This is a genomic window from Aliidongia sp., from assembly GCF_035943795.1.
Lineage (GTDB): Bacteria > Pseudomonadota > Alphaproteobacteria > ATCC43930 > CGMCC-115725 > Aliidongia.
Genome location: NZ_DASZBY010000137.1, coordinates 13,614 through 29,556, shown reverse-complemented (window position 1 = coordinate 29,556; position 15,943 = coordinate 13,614). Strand labels below are relative to the sequence as shown.

At 65.0% G+C, this 15,943-nt stretch carries 15 protein-coding genes; 11 read left to right on the top strand and 4 right to left on the bottom strand.

Features of this window, described 5'->3' with window-relative positions; genetic code table 11:
- Positions 1-3: 3 nt before the first annotated feature.
- Both VGV37_RS26240 and VGV37_RS26235 read right to left on the bottom strand, forming a co-directional pair.
- Positions 4-1,101 carry an HlyD family secretion protein gene (locus VGV37_RS26240; RefSeq protein WP_326882760.1) on the bottom strand — a complete coding sequence of 366 codons (1,098 nt, stop codon included), beginning with the start codon at positions 1,099-1,101 and terminating at the stop codon, positions 4-6.
- Entirely contained in the window at positions 1,094-1,597 is a 504-nt protein-coding gene (locus tag VGV37_RS26235; RefSeq protein ID WP_326882759.1) for a MarR family transcriptional regulator, read from the bottom strand. Before VGV37_RS26235 ends, VGV37_RS26240 begins: the two co-directional genes overlap by 8 nt.
- Positions 1,598-1,912: 315 nt before the next feature.
- Here VGV37_RS26235 and VGV37_RS26230 point away from each other — a divergent pair, with 315 nt between their 5' ends.
- From VGV37_RS26230 to VGV37_RS26190, 9 genes are all read left to right on the top strand, one after another.
- A complete protein-coding gene (locus tag VGV37_RS26230) occupies positions 1,913-3,280 on the top strand; it encodes a pyridoxal-phosphate dependent enzyme (protein ID WP_326882758.1) in 1,368 nt (455 codons plus the stop codon).
- A 14-nt stretch (positions 3,281-3,294) separates the two neighbouring features.
- The gene (locus VGV37_RS26225) at positions 3,295-4,464 is read left to right on the top strand and encodes a cystathionine gamma-synthase (protein WP_326882757.1); all 1,170 of its coding nucleotides are present in this window, start codon (positions 3,295-3,297) and stop codon (positions 4,462-4,464) included.
- A gap of 131 nt (positions 4,465-4,595) precedes the next feature.
- On the top strand, positions 4,596-5,750 hold the full coding sequence (locus VGV37_RS26220; RefSeq protein WP_326882756.1) for a flagellar motor protein MotB: 1,155 nt from the start codon (positions 4,596-4,598) through the stop codon (positions 5,748-5,750).
- 3 nt (positions 5,751-5,753) lie between these two features.
- A complete protein-coding gene (locus VGV37_RS26215; RefSeq protein ID WP_326882755.1) occupies positions 5,754-6,242 on the top strand; it encodes an RDD family protein in 489 nt (162 codons plus the stop codon).
- Between the two features lie 204 nt (positions 6,243-6,446).
- Positions 6,447-7,820 (top strand): circularly permuted type 2 ATP-grasp protein, encoded by a 1,374-nt coding sequence (locus VGV37_RS26210; RefSeq protein ID WP_326882754.1) that lies wholly within the window; start codon positions 6,447-6,449, stop codon positions 7,818-7,820.
- Positions 7,813-8,802, top strand: coding sequence for an alpha-E domain-containing protein (locus VGV37_RS26205; RefSeq protein ID WP_326882753.1), 990 nt, complete (start codon positions 7,813-7,815; stop codon positions 8,800-8,802). Before VGV37_RS26210 ends, VGV37_RS26205 begins: the two co-directional genes overlap by 8 nt.
- A 12-nt stretch (positions 8,803-8,814) precedes the next feature.
- Positions 8,815-9,540, top strand: a complete 726-nt coding sequence (locus VGV37_RS26200; protein ID WP_326882752.1) for an arginyltransferase — start codon at positions 8,815-8,817, stop codon at positions 9,538-9,540.
- A gap of 64 nt (positions 9,541-9,604) precedes the next feature.
- Positions 9,605-10,369, top strand: coding sequence for a glucose 1-dehydrogenase (locus VGV37_RS26195; RefSeq protein WP_326882751.1), 765 nt, complete (start codon positions 9,605-9,607; stop codon positions 10,367-10,369).
- Positions 10,366-10,758, top strand: a complete 393-nt coding sequence (locus VGV37_RS26190) for a VOC family protein (protein ID WP_326882750.1) — start codon at positions 10,366-10,368, stop codon at positions 10,756-10,758. Before VGV37_RS26195 ends, VGV37_RS26190 begins: the two co-directional genes overlap by 4 nt.
- A gap of 33 nt (positions 10,759-10,791) precedes the next feature.
- On the opposite strand, the gene VGV37_RS26185 is transcribed toward VGV37_RS26190, so the two are convergent.
- On the bottom strand, positions 10,792-11,892 hold the full coding sequence (locus VGV37_RS26185) for a branched-chain amino acid ABC transporter substrate-binding protein (protein WP_326882749.1): 1,101 nt from the start codon (positions 11,890-11,892) through the stop codon (positions 10,792-10,794).
- A gap of 80 nt (positions 11,893-11,972) precedes the next feature.
- Here VGV37_RS26185 and VGV37_RS26180 point away from each other — a divergent pair, with 80 nt between their 5' ends.
- Positions 11,973-12,602: a CGNR zinc finger domain-containing protein gene (locus VGV37_RS26180; protein ID WP_326882747.1), complete on the top strand. Its 630-nt coding sequence runs from the start codon at positions 11,973-11,975 to the stop codon at positions 12,600-12,602.
- A gap of 314 nt (positions 12,603-12,916) precedes the next feature.
- Positions 12,917-14,590, top strand: coding sequence for a BBE domain-containing protein (locus VGV37_RS26175; protein WP_326882745.1), 1,674 nt, complete (start codon positions 12,917-12,919; stop codon positions 14,588-14,590).
- Positions 14,591-14,634: 44 nt separating this feature from the next.
- On the opposite strand, the gene VGV37_RS26170 is transcribed toward VGV37_RS26175, so the two are convergent.
- On the bottom strand, positions 14,635-15,867 hold the full coding sequence (locus VGV37_RS26170; RefSeq protein ID WP_326882744.1) for a lactonase family protein: 1,233 nt from the start codon (positions 15,865-15,867) through the stop codon (positions 14,635-14,637).
- Positions 15,868-15,943: the final 76 nt, after the last annotated feature.

Genomic DNA, 15,943 nt, shown 5'->3' with positions numbered 1-15,943 from the left:
CGTTCAGAACAGGCCCGAGAACAGGTCGGCCAGATGGCGGCGATGGCCGGTATCGATGTCGGTCACCACGCTCATGCCGGCGCGCAAGGTCGGCTGGCCGTCCTGGTGCACGATCTTGACCCGCATCGGAATGCGCTGCACGACCTTGACCCAGTTTCCGGAGCTGTTCTGCGCCGGCAGCATGGAAAATTCGGCGGCGCTGGCCGGGCTGACGCTCTCGACCGTGCCGTGCCAGGTCACGCCCGGATAGGTATCGACCGTGATGTCGACCGGCTGGTCGCGATGCACGTAGGTGAGTTCGGTCTCCTTGGGATTGGCCGTGATCCAGATCCGATCGGTCTCGATCAGGCTGAAGCCCGGCGTGCCCGCTGCCAGATATTGACCCGGCCGCAAGGTTGAGACGTTGGCGACGACCCCATTGTCGGGCGCTTTGACGACCGTGCGGTCGAGATCGTACTGGGCGGTATCGAGCATCGCCTTGGCGGCGAGATAGCGTGGCTGCCGCTCGATCGGCAGGTCCGGTTGCCCGCTCAGCTCGGCACCCAGCGCCGCCAATTCATGCTGGGACGCGGCCAGCTTGCGGCGGGCGGTATCGGCCTGATGCTGGGACAGGTCGAACTGCTGCGCCGTGGCGGCGCCATGGGCCGACAGATCGGCCTGCCGCTTGAATTCGCGATCGAAGAACGTGAGGTCGGCCTGCAGCAGCTGGATCTCGTCCTGCTTCTGCTGATAGCCGGCCTTCAGGCTTTCCAGCTCGTTCCTGGCGCTCAACAGGCCCGCAGCCGCACGCTCGACCGCGATCCGGAACGGCCGGTCGTCCAGCCGGAACAGCACCTGCCCCGCCTTGACCGTCTCGTGCTCGGCGACCTCGACGCTGGCGACAAGGCCGGAAACATCGGTCGCGACCGCGACCTTGTCGACCTGGACATAGGCATTGTCGATCGAGACGTAGCGTCCGCCCATGAGATAGAGCGTCACAGCCGCTACGACCGCCACGACCGGGCCCAGGACCAGGAGGACGGGACGCACGAACCGCGTCGGTGATTTGGCCGGAGCCCGCGAGATGCCCGCGCGCGTTCCGACGGCGCCATCGTCAACCATGGGTGCCTCGTGCTTCGACCGGGGCGCTGGCCAGGTCCATATCGACCCGACCGGCGAGATTGAGCTTCATCGCGGAAAGGATTTCCCAAAGACGCTGGCGATCGACCGCGGCGATCCCGGCCAACGCCTCCTCGCGCACTTCCTTGCTGATCTCATGGATTCGATCCAGCAAAGGCCGCGCCGCGGCGGTCAGATGCAGATGCCGTGTCCGCCGGTCGGCCGGGGCCGCGCGGCGCTCGATCAGCGCCAGTTCCTCCAGGCGATCGAGTTGCTTCATCAGCGTGATCGGCTCGATCTCGAGGATCTGGGCCAGGAAGCTCTGGTTGCAGCCTTCATGGCGCGACAAGTGAGCCAGCACGGAATATTGCGCCCGCGTCAGGTCGAACCGGGCCGCGCGGGCTCGCTGCTCGAAGCGCTTGCGGTGCATCCGCGCGACGTCGTGCATCAGGAAACCCAGGGTATGCAGCAGCTGATCGGTCGACGCCTCGTCCGGCATGAATAAGCTACCTTATGATATGCTAGCTTCTTATAAGCAGAGGTAGCTATCGGGTCCAGTGAGATTTCCGCACACCGACCCTGTGCCTGCCGCCGAGCCGCATGGCCAAAACATTTCCTCCATTCTGGTACCATCGGCTCAAAATTTCCCGATACTGGCGGGGATGCCCAAAAACTTTGGGAATTCCTACGGCACTTGCCGGCTTAAGCTCATGCGCGGCGGGGTTCGCGAACCTGCTCGAAAGCTGCTATCAGGCATGGCAAAGGGGCCGCCCACCAACGACGGCCCCGTCCAATCGTGCTTCGGAGAACCGCCATGGCCATCAACGGCAACATTCTGGAATCGATCGGCGATACGCCGATCATCGAGATCAAGCAGATCGAGACCGGCCTGTGCCGCCTGTTCGTCAAGCTGGAGAATCAGAATCCCGGCGGATCGATCAAGGATCGCATCGGCCTCACCATGATCGAAGCGGCCGAGCGCGAGGGCAAGATCAAGCCCGGCGGGACGCTGATCGAAGCGACCGCCGGCAATACCGGCTTGGCCCTGGCCCTGGTCGCCGCCCAGAAGGGCTACAAGCTGATCCTGGTCGTGCCGGACAAGATGAGCCAGGACAAGGTGTTCCACCTGAAGGCGCTGGGCGCCGAGGTGCGGCTGACCCGGTCCGACGTGGTCAAGGGCGACCCGGCCTATTATCAGGATATCGCCGAGCGGCTGGCACGCGAGATTCCGAACTCGTTCTACGTCAACCAGTTCATCAATCCTGCGAACCCCCTGGCCCACGAGACCTGGACCGCACCGGAAATCTGGGCCCAGATGGGCCATCAGCTCGACGCGGTCGTGGTCGGCGTCGGCTCCGGCGGCACGCTTACCGGCCTCGGCCGCTTCTTCAAGCGGGTCAACCCCGCCATCCAGATGGTGCTGGCCGATCCGGTCGGCTCGATCCTGACCGACCTGGTCAAGACCGGCCGGATGACCGAGCCGGGCAGCTGGCTGGTCGAAGGCATCGGCGAGGATTTCGTGCCGACGAATTGCGATCTCTCGCTGGTGAGCGCGGCCTATCCGATCTCGGACAAGGAGAGCTTCCTCGCCGCCCGCGACCTGCTGCGCACCGAAGGCATCCTCGGTGGCTCGTCGGCCGGAACCCTGTTCGCCGCGGCGCTGAAATACTGCCGCGAACAGACGGAGCCGAAACGCGTCCTGACCTTCATCTGCGACACGGGAAACAAGTACCTGTCGAAGATGTACAACGACTATTGGATGATCGACCAGGGGCTGCTCAGCCGACCCAGCGAGGGCAACCTCAAGGACCTGATCAGCCGACGCTACGAGGATGGCGGCGCCGTCACCGCGGCGCCCGAGGACCGGCTGCTGATCGTGTATCGTCGTATGAAACTGTATGAAGTCTCGCAGCTGCCGGTCATCGAGAACGGCAAGCTGATCGGCATCATCGACGAGTCGGACCTGCTGTTGGCCGTCACCAGCGATCCCAAAGGGTTCGACCAGCCGGTCCGCGCGGCCATGGTCGCCCGCGTCGAGACGATCGCACCCAATGCCGACATCACGGCCCTGCTGCCGATCTTCGCCCAGGATCGGGTCGCCGTCGTCGAAGAGGACGGCCGGTTCTTCGGCATCATCACCCGCATCGACCTGCTCAATCATCTGCGCCACAAGGTCGCCTGAGGAGTCTTCTGCAAATGACTGATTCGACCAGTAAAAACCGCCTCGGCATCGCGACGCGTGCGATCCATGCGGGCCAGGAGCCGGACCCGGCGACCGGCGCGATCATGCCACCGATCTACCAGACATCGACCTATGTCCAGGAGAGCCCCGGCAAGCACAAGGGCTATGAATATTCCCGTTCGCAGAACCCGACGCGCATGGCCTACGAGCGCTGCATCGCGGACCTGGAGAGCGGCCAGCGCGGCTATGCGTTCGCCTCGGGCCTCGCCGGCATCGCGACCGTGCTCGACCTGCTCGACAGCGGCGATCATGTCATCGCGTCCGACGACCTCTATGGCGGCACCTATCGGCTGCTGCACCGGGTGCGCCAGCGTTCGGCCGGGCTGAAGTTCACGCTGGTCGACATGGGCGACATCGACGCGATCGAGGCGGCGATCCGGCCCGAGACGAAGCTGATCTGGATCGAGACGCCGTCGAACCCGATGCTGAAGCTGATCGACATCGAAGCGGTCGCAGCACTCGCCAAGCGCCGCGGCATCATCTCGGCCGCCGACAATACCTTCGCCTCACCGATCGTGCAGCGGCCGATCGAGCTGGGCTTCGACCTGGTCATGCATTCGGCGACCAAGTACCTGAACGGGCATTCCGACATGGTCGGCGGCGTGGTCGTGGTCGGCGACAACCAGGACGTGGCCGACCGCCTGGGCTTCCTGCAGAACGCGGTCGGCGCCATCGCCGGGCCGTTCGACAGCTTTCTGGCGCTGCGCGGCCTGAAGACCCTGCCGCTGCGCATGCGGCAGCATTGCGCCTCGGCCGCCGAACTCGCCGCGTGGCTCGAGGCCCATCCGAAGGTCGACCGGGTCTATTATCCCGGTCTCGAAAGCCACCCGCATCATGCCCTGGCCAAGCGCCAGATGAACGGCTTCGGCGGCATGATCACCTTGACGCTGAAGGGCGACATCGCCGATGCCCGGCGCTTCCTCGAGCGGACCCACCTGTTCTCGCTGGCCGAGAGCCTGGGTGGCGTCGAAAGCCTGATCGAACATCCGGCGATCATGACCCACGCCTCGATCCCGGCACCGCAGCGCTTGGCGCTCGGCATCTCCGACACGCTGTGCCGCCTGTCGGTCGGCATCGAGGACCTGGACGACCTCAAGGCCGACCTGAAGCACGCTCTCGGCTGATCCGGACCTTATGCTAAACGGATTGTTAAGCTCGGACTGACACATAGGGAAGGGTGGGCAAGTTTCGTGGTGCCCGCCCTTCCCGGCCGTCTTGAAGACGGGCCGAACGGCATCGGATCCCGGACGCGCGCATGGCCAAGTCGAACTCGATCATCGTCAAGAAGGTCAAGAAGGTTGCCGGCGGCCATCATGGCGGCGCCTGGAAGGTGGCCTACGCCGACTTTGTGACCGCGATGATGGCGTTCTTCCTGCTGCTGTGGCTGCTGAACGCCACGACCGACGCACAGAAGCGCGGCATCGCCGACTATTTCGCCCCTTCGCTCGCTACCAAATCGATCACGTCCGGCGCCGGTGGCGTGCTGGGTGGTCGGACCATGACCGAGCCGGGCTCGCAGGTCTCGACCTCGGCCCCGCCGGGTGTCACGACCGCGCTCAACCAGCCCCAGGATTTCGACGACGACGACAATGACGACGAGCCGGGCAAGGCACCGAACGACAAGGAGGCGAACGCCAATTCGTCCGGCTTCCAGAATTCCGACAGCGCCAAGAACGACCCGAACGACCGCGCGAACGCGCTGAAGCCGAACGACGCCAAGGCCGACCAGGCTCTGCTGGACCCGAACAAGGTCGACCTCGCCAAGGTCGACGTGTCCAAGCTCGATCTGTCGAAGCTCGACCTCAGCAAGGTCGACCCCAGCAAGATGACGCAGGAGCAGTTCGAGAAGCTGAAGACCGCGCGCGAGGAATCGCAATTCTCCAAGGCGGAACAGGAGTTGCGCCAGGCGATCCAGCAGGTGCCGGACTTGAAGCAGTTGGCGCAGAACCTGGTGGTCGAACGGACGTCGGAGGGGCTGCGCATCCAGCTGGTCGACCAGGACAAGAACTCGATGTTCCCGCTCGGTGCCACCGAGATGAACGACAAGGCGAAGGAACTCATGTCGACGGTGGCGAAGGCAATCGAGAAGCTGCCGAACAAGATCGCCATCACCGGCCACACCGACGCGACGCCGTTCGTCCGCCCCGGCAACTATTCGAACTGGGAATTGTCAACCGACCGGGCGAACGCCAGCCGGCGGGCGCTGGTCGCGGCCGGCCTGCCGCCGGACCGGATCGAGACGGTGGTCGGCCGCGCCGATACCGATCCGATGATCAAGGACAATCCGGGCTCGCCGCAGAACCGCAGGATCAGCATCGTCGTGCTGCGCGACAACAAGCCGCCACCCGAGGCCGCCCCGGCCGCACCTGCCACGCCGGCCGGCGCTCCAGCCCCGCCGCCGAAGAAATAACCCATGGCCGATCCCCGACGGGAATTCATGCGTCCCTCCGTCACCGCGCGGTCCATCGTGACCGACCGGGATGCGTTCCGCGACGTGCTGACGCGGCGGGTCCTGGCCTACCTGCTCGACCTGGTCTTCATCGCCGTGATCGCGGGCCTGCTCAAGACGCTGTTCGCCCTGCTGACGATCTTCAGCCTCGGCCTGCTCGGCGTCCTGTTCTTTCTGCTGCCGGCGGTCGGCACGCTCTATGGCGCGTTCACCATCGGCGGCCTGCGATCGGCGACCTGGGGCATGCGGCTGGTCTCGATCCGGGTGCTGCGCACCGACGGCCGGCGCCCGGATTTCGTCCAGGCCCTGATCTTTTCGCTGTTGTTTTACGCAACCGTCGCGCTGACCAGCTGGCTGATCCTGCTGGTCGCGCTGATAACGCCGCGGAATCGCGCGCTTCACGACCTGTTGTCGGGCCTCGTCATCATTCGCACCGACGGCCGAAAAGCCTGAAGTCGCCGCCCAAATCATGGGCAATAATCCCGCTGGCTTATTCGCAATGCGGCAGGCAATAATCGGTGGGACAGGAACCGATCGGCAGAATTATTCCGATCGATCAGGCGATTACGTGGCACGGCATACGGGACGCGTAGCATGGCGGATGAACGCGGCGATTCTGTTCTCAACGGGTATGACCCGAAGGGGTTTTACTGTGAAATGCTGCGCAGCGCGGCCAACCAACCGATCCGCGATCGGTTGGCCGACCTGACCATCGACGGGCTGCAGCGGCGCTCGGCGGATGCGGAGGCCGAGCTCTATAACCTGGGCATCACCTTCACCGTCTATTCCGACAAGGATGCGATCGACCGGATCCTGCCGTTCGACGTCATCCCACGGGTGCTGTCCTCGGCGGAATGGACGCACATCGAACGGGGCGTGATCCAGCGGGTCGCCGCGATCAACCTGCTGCTCGACGACATCTATCACGACGAGAAGATCCTGAAGGACGGCATCGTCCCGGCCGAGCTGATCAAGGGCAATGCCAATTATCGCCCGATCATGCAGGGCGTGAACGTGCCCCATAAGTCCTATGTGAACATCTGCGGCACCGACATCGTGCGCGGCGGCGACGGCACCTTCCTGGTGCTGGAGGACAATGCGCGCACGCCGTCCGGCGTCAGCTACGTCATCGAGAACCGCCACATGATGGCGCGCGCCTTCCCCGACCTGATGAACGGCATCGGCATTCGGCCGGTCGACAATTACGGCCTGATGCTGCAGGCCGCGATGCAGGAGATCGCACCGGGCGGCGTCGAGGACCCCCAAGTGGTCCTGCTGTCGCCCGGCACCTATAATTCGGCCTATTTCGAGCATGTGTTCCTGGCGCGCGAAATGGGCGTGCCGCTGGTCGAGGGCCGCGACCTGCTGATCGAGAACGACAAGGTCTACATGCGGACGATCAGCGGCCTGTCGCGGGTCGACGTGATCTATCGCCGCCTCAACGATGATTTCCTGGACCCCGAAGCCTTCCTGCCCGACAGCATGCTGGGCGTGCCGGGCCTGATGCGCGCCTATCGCGCGGGCAACGTCTCGCTGGCCAACGCGGTCGGCACCGGCGTCGCCGACGACAAGGCGGTCTATGCCTACATGCCGCGCATCATCAAATATTACCTGGGCGAGGACGCCATCCTGCCCAACGTCGAGACCAACATCTGCCGCGAGGCCGATGCGCTGCGGTATACGCTCGACAACATGCACAACCTGGTGGTGAAGCCTGTGGGCGAGGCCGGCGGCTATGGCATCACCATCGGCCCGAAGGCGACCAAGGACGAACTGGCCGAGGCCCGGGCGAAGCTGATCGCCGATCCTTCCAACTACATCAGCCAGCCCGTCATCAGCCTGTCGGTTTCACCGACCCTGGTCGATGGCGGCATCGAGGGGCGCCACGTCGATCTGCGCCCCTTCGCGATCACCGGCGAAAAGACCTGGGTGCTGCCCGGCGGTCTCACCCGCGTCGCCTTGCGGCGCGGTTCGCTCGTCGTCAATTCCTCGCAGGGAGGCGGGTCGAAAGACACGTGGGTGCTTGAGTAGTCTCCTCTCCCGCTATGCCGAATGCATCTTCTGGCTGGCTCGCTTCGTCGAGCGCGCCGAAGATCTCGCCCGCATCCTCGACGTCAACGAGACCTTCAGCCGCGATGCGCGCGGCAGCCAGAACTGGCTGTCGATCGTCCAGCTGAACGCCGACGAGAAGCGATTCTTCGAAAAGCACCCGATCGCGACGGCCGACGCGGTGATCCGGTTCTATGTGACCGACGTCGAGAACCCAACCTCGATCATCGCGGCGATCCGGGCTGCGCGCGAGAATGCGCGCACCTTGCGGCCGCTGATCTCGACCGAGATGTGGGTGCACCTGAACGTTTTCTACAATCGCCTGAAGGCGATCGACAAAGTCGATCTGGCGCCCGGGACGCTGACCCGATCGCTCGCCTGGATCAAGGAATCCTGCCAGACCCACACGGGCATCACCGAGGGCACGTTCTTCCGCGACCAGGGCTGGTATTTCTACCAGCTCGGCCGCTACATCGAACGCGCCGACCAGACGACCCGCCTGCTCGACATCAAGTATCATCTGCTGCTGCCGAAGACGGCCGACGTCGGCTCGCCGGTCGATGCCAGCCAATGGAGCGCGCTGCTGCGCTCGGCCGCCGGCTACCACGCCTTCCGACGCCTGCATTCGAATGGCATCACGCCGGCACGGGTCGCGGGCTTCCTGCTGCTGAACCACCGTTTCCCGCGCTCGGTCTATCTGTGCCTGCGCGAGATCGACAATTACCTGAACGAACTCCGGTCGCGCTATTCGCTGCGCGGCGGCAGCGATGCCTGCAACGCGGTCGACGAGTTGCACGCCGTTCTGTCGACCAAGACGATCGACGAGATTCTCGGCGCGGGGCTGCATGAATTCATCGATCTGATACAATGCCAATTGTCCGACATCACCAACCGCCTGGCGGTCGCCTTTTTCGGCGTGCTGCCGACGGTACCGGATGTCGAGGCCGTCCCTCCGCCGCAATAGGCATCACCCGCGATGAACAAGCCGCTCGTCTCGCCGCTGCATCATTTCTATCGGACGAGTTCGCAGCCCTGCCCGTATCTGGACGGGTTCGTCGAGCGCAAGGTGATCACCGAACTGAACGGCCCGGCGCCGCAGGTCCTGTATAATGATCTGTCGCGCGCCGGCTTCCGTCGCTCCCACCAGTTGGCGTACCGGCCGGCCTGCCCCGCCTGCACCGCCTGCGTTCCGGTGCGGGTCGCGGTCGCGGGCTTCGTGCCGGGCCGCTCGATCCGGCGCCTGGAGGCGCAGAACGCCGATCTTGCCATCGAGACCGTCGAGGCCGCTGGGACCGTCGAGCAATACCGGCTGTTCACCCGGTACCAGTTCGCCCGCCATGCCGAAAGCGACATGGCCAACATGGGCTTCGGCGACTACCGCGCCATGATCGAAGGCAGCCCGGTTTCGACCAGGCTCGTCACCTTGCGCGACCGGGCGGGGCGCCTGGTCGGCGTCTGCCTGACCGACGATCTCGACGACGGCGCCTCGGCCGTCTACAGCTTCTACGATCCCGACCAGCCCAAGCGCAGCCTCGGCACCTGGCTGGTCGTGGCCCTGATCGAACGGGCCCGCGACTTGGGCCGGCCCTATGTCTATCTGGGCTATTGGATCGCCGGTAGCCGCAAGATGGCCTACAAGACCCGCTTCCAGCCGCTCGAGGCGTTGGGCCCGACCGGCTGGGCGGCGTTTGTCACGGACTGATCCGGCCGCTTCAACAAACGCACGGAAGCCTCCATACTCATACGAAACGAGCGGAGGAAGCGGTATGCGGTTGAAAGACAAGGTCGCCATCGTCACCGGCGGCGGCTCGGGGTTCGGCGAGGGTATCGCCAAGCGGTTCGCCGACGAAGGCGCCCGGCTGGTGATCGCCGACATCGCGGTGGACGGCGGCATGCGCGTCTGTGCCGAGATCGACGAGAAACATCGCCCGGCGACCGCGTGCTTTCACCAGACCGACGTGGCGTCCGACGCGTCCGTCGCCGGCCTGGTCGCGGCGGCGCTCGACTATCACGGCCGCATCGACATCATGATCAACAATGCCGGCATCACCCACCTGAACCGGCCGATGCTCGAGGTCGAGGAAGTCGAGTTCGACCGGATCTTCGCGGTCAACGTCAAATCGATCTATCTGGCGGCGCGCCATGTTCTGCCGGTGTTCCGGCGGCAGGGCACCGGCGGCGTGTTCGTCAACACCGCATCGACCGCCGGTCTCAGGCCCCGCCCCGGCCTCGCCTGGTACAATGGCTCCAAAGGGGCGGCGATCTCGCTGACCAAGGCGATGGCGATCGAACTCGCACCGGAGAACATCCGGGTCAACGCGCTGTGCCCGGTCGCGGGCGAGACACCGCTGCTGGGCCAGTTCATGGGTGGGGACACGCCGGAGTTGCGCGAGAAATTCCGCCAGAGTGTGCCGCTCGGCCGGCTGTCGACGCCGCAGGACATCGCCAATGCGGCGCTCTATCTGGCATCCGACGAGGGCTCGTTCATCACGGGCGTGGCGCTCGAGGTCGACGGCGGCCGCTGCATTTGACGCAGCATATCGGTGCGATCGCCCTCGTGGTCCGCGACTATGACGAGGCGATCGCCTTCTACCGCGACAAGCTCGGCTTCGAACTGGTCGAGGACACGCCGCTCGGTGCCGGCAAGCGCTGGGTCCTGATGGCCCCGCCGGGCAGCGGCGAAACCCGTCTGCTGCTGGCGAGAGCAGTCACTCCGGCGCAAGCGGCACGGATCGGCGACCAGACCGGTGGCCGCGTGTTCCTGTTCCTGCATACCGAGGATTTCCAACGGGACTACAAGCGCCTGCAAGCCAACGGCGTGCAGTTCCACGAGGCGCCGCGCCACGAGGCCTACGGCACCGTCGCGGTGTTCGAGGACCTGTACGGCAACCGCTGGGACCTGCTGAAGCTGAACGATTGAAAAGGGGAGCCCATGAGGGCTCCCCCAGGTCGCTCAGTCGACCGCGTAGTCGTAATTGCCTTCGTGCCAGCGATAGACGACATAGCCCGGCGCAGTCACATCGCCCTTGGCATCGAAGCCGATCATGCCCAGCACCGTGTCGGCCTTGTTGGCCTTCAGTGCGGCTGCGACCTTCTTGCCGTCGGTCGTGCCGGCCTTGGTGACCGCCTGGGCCCAAGCCTGCAGGGCGCCGTAGGTGTAGAGCACGTAACCTTCGGGATCGATCTTCTTCGCCTTGAAGTCGGCGACCACCTTGGCCGCTGCCTGCGATTTGCGCGGATCGGGGCTGAAGGTCATCATCATGCCCTCGCCGGCCGGGCCGGCGATGGACCAGAATTCCTGGGTGACCATGGCGTCGCCGGACATCATCTTGGCCTGCAATCCTTGCTCGCGCGCCTGGCGCAGGATCAGGCCGGCCTCGGTGTGATAGCCGCCCAGATAGATCAGGTCGATGTTGGCCTGCTTCATCTTGGTGACGAGCGCCGTATAATCCCGGTCGCCGGCGGTGTAGGATTCGTTCATCGTCGGCTCGATGCCGAGCGCCTTCAGGCGCTTCTGGGTTTCCTGGGCGAGACCGAGGCCATAGGAACTCTTGTCGTTCAGGAGCGCGATCTTCTTGCCCTTGAAATGGGCGGCGATGTAGTCGCCGGCGACGATGCCCTGCTGATCGTCCCGGCCGCAAGTGCGGAAGGTGTTGAACTTGCCGTCGTCGGTGAATTTCGGATTGGTCGAGGCCGGCGAAATCTCGATGATGCCCGCCTCTTCATAGACCGCCGAGGCTGGGATGGACGAGCCGGAGCAATAGTGACCCAAGATCGCGACGACGCCTTTCGAGACCAGCTGATTGGCGACGGCGACCGCTTGCTTCGGATCGCACGCGTCGTCTCCCTGCTCGATCACCAGTTTCTGGCCCAGTACGCCGCCGGCGGCGTTAAGGGCGTCGACCGCCGCGAGCGCACCGATTTTCATCTGGTCGCCGAACGCGGCATACTGTCCGGTCAACGGCCCTGCGACCGCGATCTTGATGTCCGCTCGCGCGGTTCCTGCCGCGAGCGCGGCGACGAGCCCCGCCACCACGAGTATACTTCGCTTCATGCCTGCCTCCCTGTTTCGCCGGATCCCCACCCGACAATCCGTTATAACCACCAAAATGCTTTTTGGTGGAGTCATTCTCGATGAGTGACGGTGGCTTTGTTTCCCGAGCCGGCCGCCTGCCCCTGGTCGGGGGCGCCTTGGCGCTCGATTTCTGCAACACGACCAGCGGGCTCGGCAGCGGGCATTGCCAGGAGCACCTGCTCGAGTTCGAGCATCTGCTGCTGTGGACGGTCCATGCGGGCGGGATCACCGCCGCCGACTCCGAGGTCCTGCGCGCGCTGGCCGAGGAAGACCCCGCGGCGGCGCGCGCCGCCCTCGACAGGGCGCTGGAGCTCCGCCGCACGCTCTATTCCCTGTTCCATGCCCTGGCACATGGAGAAGACCCGCCGACCAGTGCGCTTGCGGGCTTGAACGCGGCGCTCGCCGCCAGCCATCGCGGCCAGAGCCTGACCCGGGCTGCCGAGGGATTTGCCTGGCGCTATCCGGCTGTCGATGGCGCACCCGACGGACCCCTGGGGCCGGTCGCCCGCTCGGCCGCCCATGTGCTCCTCAGCGAGCCGCTCGACCGTCTCAAGCAATGTCCCGGCCATGAGTGCGGCTGGCTGTTCCTGGACCGCAGCAAGAATGGCATCCGGGTCTGGTGCGAGATGGAAGTGTGCGGCAGCCGCGCCAAGGCGCGGGCGCGCGCCGAACGACGCCGCTCAAGCTAGCGGTCTCTTCCCGATTTCCATCAATTCCATTGCAACCTTCGGGCGATCGATCTATTCTTCCCGTCATCCGCTATACGAGACTTTGGTCTGGTATATCAGACAAATGGGCTTCTTCGGATCAAGTCCGAGGAAAACGCGCCTCGGTCGCCTAAATTATTTGCAGATGCAGCGATAAAAACGCGCGCGTCCTGTCTTCTCAACGCGCCTGTGACCGGACCGCGTCGCTCCAGAGTTGTGCCTTCATTCGACGGGAACATTCGAACCCCTGCGCCCGCGTGGCGTGAAGGAGGAACTGCACCAGGAGGAACCCCGAGATGGAACGACGTAATTTCCTGAAGGCCGGCGCCGCGACCGCCGGAACCATGGCCGGCCTGCTGGCCCTGACCGGCAAGGCTGAAGCGCAGGCGAAGGCCGATCTCGTGACGGCCGCGGGCGGCTCGGCCGGGACGGATCTCTTGATCCTGGACCCGTCGAGCACCCAGTTCCGCGGATTGACCCAGGGCTTCAATCGCCGCTGGGTCGCACCCAACGCCGCCGTCGTATTCGTGCCCTTGACCGAGGCCGGCGCGGCCGAGGCGCTGGCCAATGTGGTGTCCGGCGGCTGGGCGCAGAATTTCCGGGTCCGCGGCGGCGGCCACTGCTACGAGGATTTCGTCTTCAACGCCGACACCCGCGCAATCATCGACGTCAGCCTGCTGAACCAGATTGGCTACGACCAGAAGCGCGGCACCTATTTCGCCCAGGCCGGCGGCACGAACTGGGACCTCTATCGGCATCTCTACTGGCAGTTCGGCAAGACGCTTCCGGCCGGCTCCTGCTATTCGGTCGGGCTCGGCGGCCATATCTGCGGCGGCGGCTACGGCCTGATGTCCCGCGCGTTCGGCCTGACCGTCGACTGGCTGACCGGCGTTGAGGTCGCGACCATCGGCAAGGGCGACAGCGTCCAGCTGCGCCATGTCACCAACCAGAGCAGCGATCCCAACGACCGGCTGCTCCATTGGGCCCATACCGGCGGCGGCGGCGGCAACTTCGGCCTGATCACCCGGTACGAGTTCGCCGATCTGCCGACCGCGCCGCAGAATGCCGAGTTGATCGTGCTGGCCTGGAACTGGTCCGACATCATCGCCGGCGGCGGGGCTTCGTACCTGGGCGGCATCATCAGCTATTTCCAGGACCTGACCCAGACCGGCGGCAACAGCATCTTCGGCCTGCTCAAACTCAATCATTCGAGCGCCGGCCAGGTGAAGATCATCATCCAGGCGAACTACGACGGCCCGATCGGCTCGGCCACGGTCATGCCGCAGATCAACAGCATGCTCGCGAAACATGGCGTCGCGAATGTCGTGCAGCCGCGCGGCGCGATCATCGGCCATCCGGTCTCGGCCCCCAGCTCCGCGGCCTATGTCGACTATCGGTGGTGGGAGGTCGTGCAGGACCTGAACGGCTCCGGCGACAACCAGAAGGGCAAGTACAAGTCCGCTTACATGCGTGCCGGCTTCCCGACGAGCCAAGTCCAGACCATCTATAAATACCTGACCCAAAGCCGCACCGACGGGTCGGGCAATCCGGTCGACCTCTCGTCCTCGCTCCTCCAGGTCGATACCTATGCCGGTCAGATCAACGCCGTGGCGCCGACGGCGACCGCGGTGTGGCAGCGGAGCTCGATCTTCAAGCTGCAATACCAGACCTACTGGCAGGACCAGACGGAGGGACCGAGCGCCAACGGCGACAATCACATCGCCTGGATCCGTGATTTCTACGGCGAGATGTATGGGGCCTATGGCGGCATCCCCGACCCCGCCAAGGATCCGACCAACAATGTCGACGGCTGCTACGTCAACTATCCGGACGTCGACCTGAACGCCCATGGCAAGGCGACGGCGCTGCGGCTCTATTACGGCGGCAACCTGCCGCGGCTGATCCAGGCGAAGCAGGTCTGGGATCCCAACAACCGCTTCCATCACAGCCAGTCGATCCCGCTGGCCTGACGAAGAAGGGCGGGCGATCCATCCGATCGCCCGCCTCGCTCGCGCTAGATCAGAAAGGCCAACCGGGCGGGGCTGCCGATCGGCACGTACTGGCCGGTGAAGGCCGGCTGACCGGTCGTCCGATCGATCTTGAAGACCGTGATCGCATCGCTGTGCTGGTTGGTGGCGTAGAAGAAATTCCCCGTCGGATCGATCGCGAAGCTGCGGGGATAATCGCCCATGGTCGGGGTATGGCCGACCAGGGTCAAGCCGCCCGCGCCATCGATCGCGAAGGTGGCGATGCTGTCGTGCAGGCGATTGGCGGCATAGAGGAAGCGACCGTCGGCAGACAGCGCCACTTCCGAACCGTAGCTGGTGCCGGCGAAGCCGCGCGGCAGGGCAGAGACGGTCTGCAGCAGGGTCAGGGCGCCGGTATTGCCGTTATAAGCATAGGTCGACAGCGTCGAGCTTTCCTCGGTCAGCAGATAGACGAGGCGACCATTGGGATGAAAGGCCAGGTGGCGCGGGCCTGCGCCCGGTGCCACGGCGACGAACGGCACGGCGGCCGGCGACAGGGTGCCGGCGGTCGCGTTGAACCGCCAGGAATAGATCCGATCCTGGCCGAGGTCGACATGCAGGACGAAGCGGCCGGACGGATCGCTATGGATGAAATGGGCGTGGGGCGCATCGTGCCCGCTGTTGGCGAAGCTGCCCGGCGGCGCGCCGGTCGGCGTGGTCGGCCCGACATTGCCGGTGTCGAGCTTGACGTCGGTCGCCGCACCCAGGCTACCGTCGGAGCGGATCGGCAGAACCGCGATCGAGCCGCCGTCATAGTTGGCGACGAACAGGAATTTGCCCGAGGGATGCGGGTTCAGATACACCGGTGCCCCGCCCTCGGAGCTCACCACGTTCAGCGCCGTGAGCGTCCCGGTCGAGCGATCGATGCGGAAGGCGCTGACCGAGCCGCTGGTCGTGCCGTTGTAATTATCGATCTCATTGGTGGCGTAGAGCGTGGTGCCGCCCAGACCAAAAGTGATCCAGGACGGGTTGGGCACGCCGGGAAACAGGTTCGCCTGGGTTAGCGCCCCGGTGGCGAGATTGATCCTGAACTGATAGATGCCGCCGCCGTTCGGCGTGTAGCAGCCGGCATAGGCCAGAACCCCGCCGCCGCCCTGCGCTGCGACGGTTGCCGCGAGCGCCTTCGGAACCAGGCCAACGGCGGTCATCGCCGTAGCGCCCATGAGCAGGCTGCGCCGGGAAAAGCCGGGTTCGGAGTCATTCTTGTCGTTCGGTGCCATGAGTCATCCTCCACTGTCGACCGTCTTCTGATAGGGCTCGATGCAGGGAAAATGCTGAGGAAGCCTGATGCGCGAC

Excerpts from the sequence above, each read along its gene's own strand:
- VGV37_RS26195 (WP_326882751.1), top strand. The coding sequence starts at position 9,605 with ATGCGGTTGAAAGACAAGGTCGCCATCGTCACCGGCGGCGGCTCGGGG.
- VGV37_RS26235 (WP_326882759.1), bottom strand. The coding sequence starts at position 1,597 with ATGCCGGACGAGGCGTCGACCGATCAGCTGCTGCATACCCTGGGTTTC.
- VGV37_RS26170 (WP_326882744.1), bottom strand. The coding sequence starts at position 15,867 with ATGGCACCGAACGACAAGAATGACTCCGAACCCGGCTTTTCCCGGCGC.
- VGV37_RS26200 (WP_326882752.1), top strand. The coding sequence starts at position 8,815 with ATGAACAAGCCGCTCGTCTCGCCGCTGCATCATTTCTATCGGACGAGT.
- VGV37_RS26175 (WP_326882745.1), top strand. The coding sequence starts at position 12,917 with ATGGAACGACGTAATTTCCTGAAGGCCGGCGCCGCGACCGCCGGAACC.
- VGV37_RS26180 (WP_326882747.1), top strand. The coding sequence starts at position 11,973 with ATGAGTGACGGTGGCTTTGTTTCCCGAGCCGGCCGCCTGCCCCTGGTC.
- VGV37_RS26185 (WP_326882749.1), bottom strand. The coding sequence starts at position 11,892 with ATGAAGCGAAGTATACTCGTGGTGGCGGGGCTCGTCGCCGCGCTCGCG.
- VGV37_RS26220 (WP_326882756.1), top strand. The coding sequence starts at position 4,596 with ATGGCCAAGTCGAACTCGATCATCGTCAAGAAGGTCAAGAAGGTTGCC.
- VGV37_RS26225 (WP_326882757.1), top strand. The coding sequence starts at position 3,295 with ATGACTGATTCGACCAGTAAAAACCGCCTCGGCATCGCGACGCGTGCG.
- VGV37_RS26215 (WP_326882755.1), top strand. The coding sequence starts at position 5,754 with ATGGCCGATCCCCGACGGGAATTCATGCGTCCCTCCGTCACCGCGCGG.
- VGV37_RS26240 (WP_326882760.1), bottom strand. The coding sequence starts at position 1,101 with ATGGTTGACGATGGCGCCGTCGGAACGCGCGCGGGCATCTCGCGGGCT.
- VGV37_RS26210 (WP_326882754.1), top strand. The coding sequence starts at position 6,447 with ATGCTGCGCAGCGCGGCCAACCAACCGATCCGCGATCGGTTGGCCGAC.
- VGV37_RS26230 (WP_326882758.1), top strand. The coding sequence starts at position 1,913 with ATGGCCATCAACGGCAACATTCTGGAATCGATCGGCGATACGCCGATC.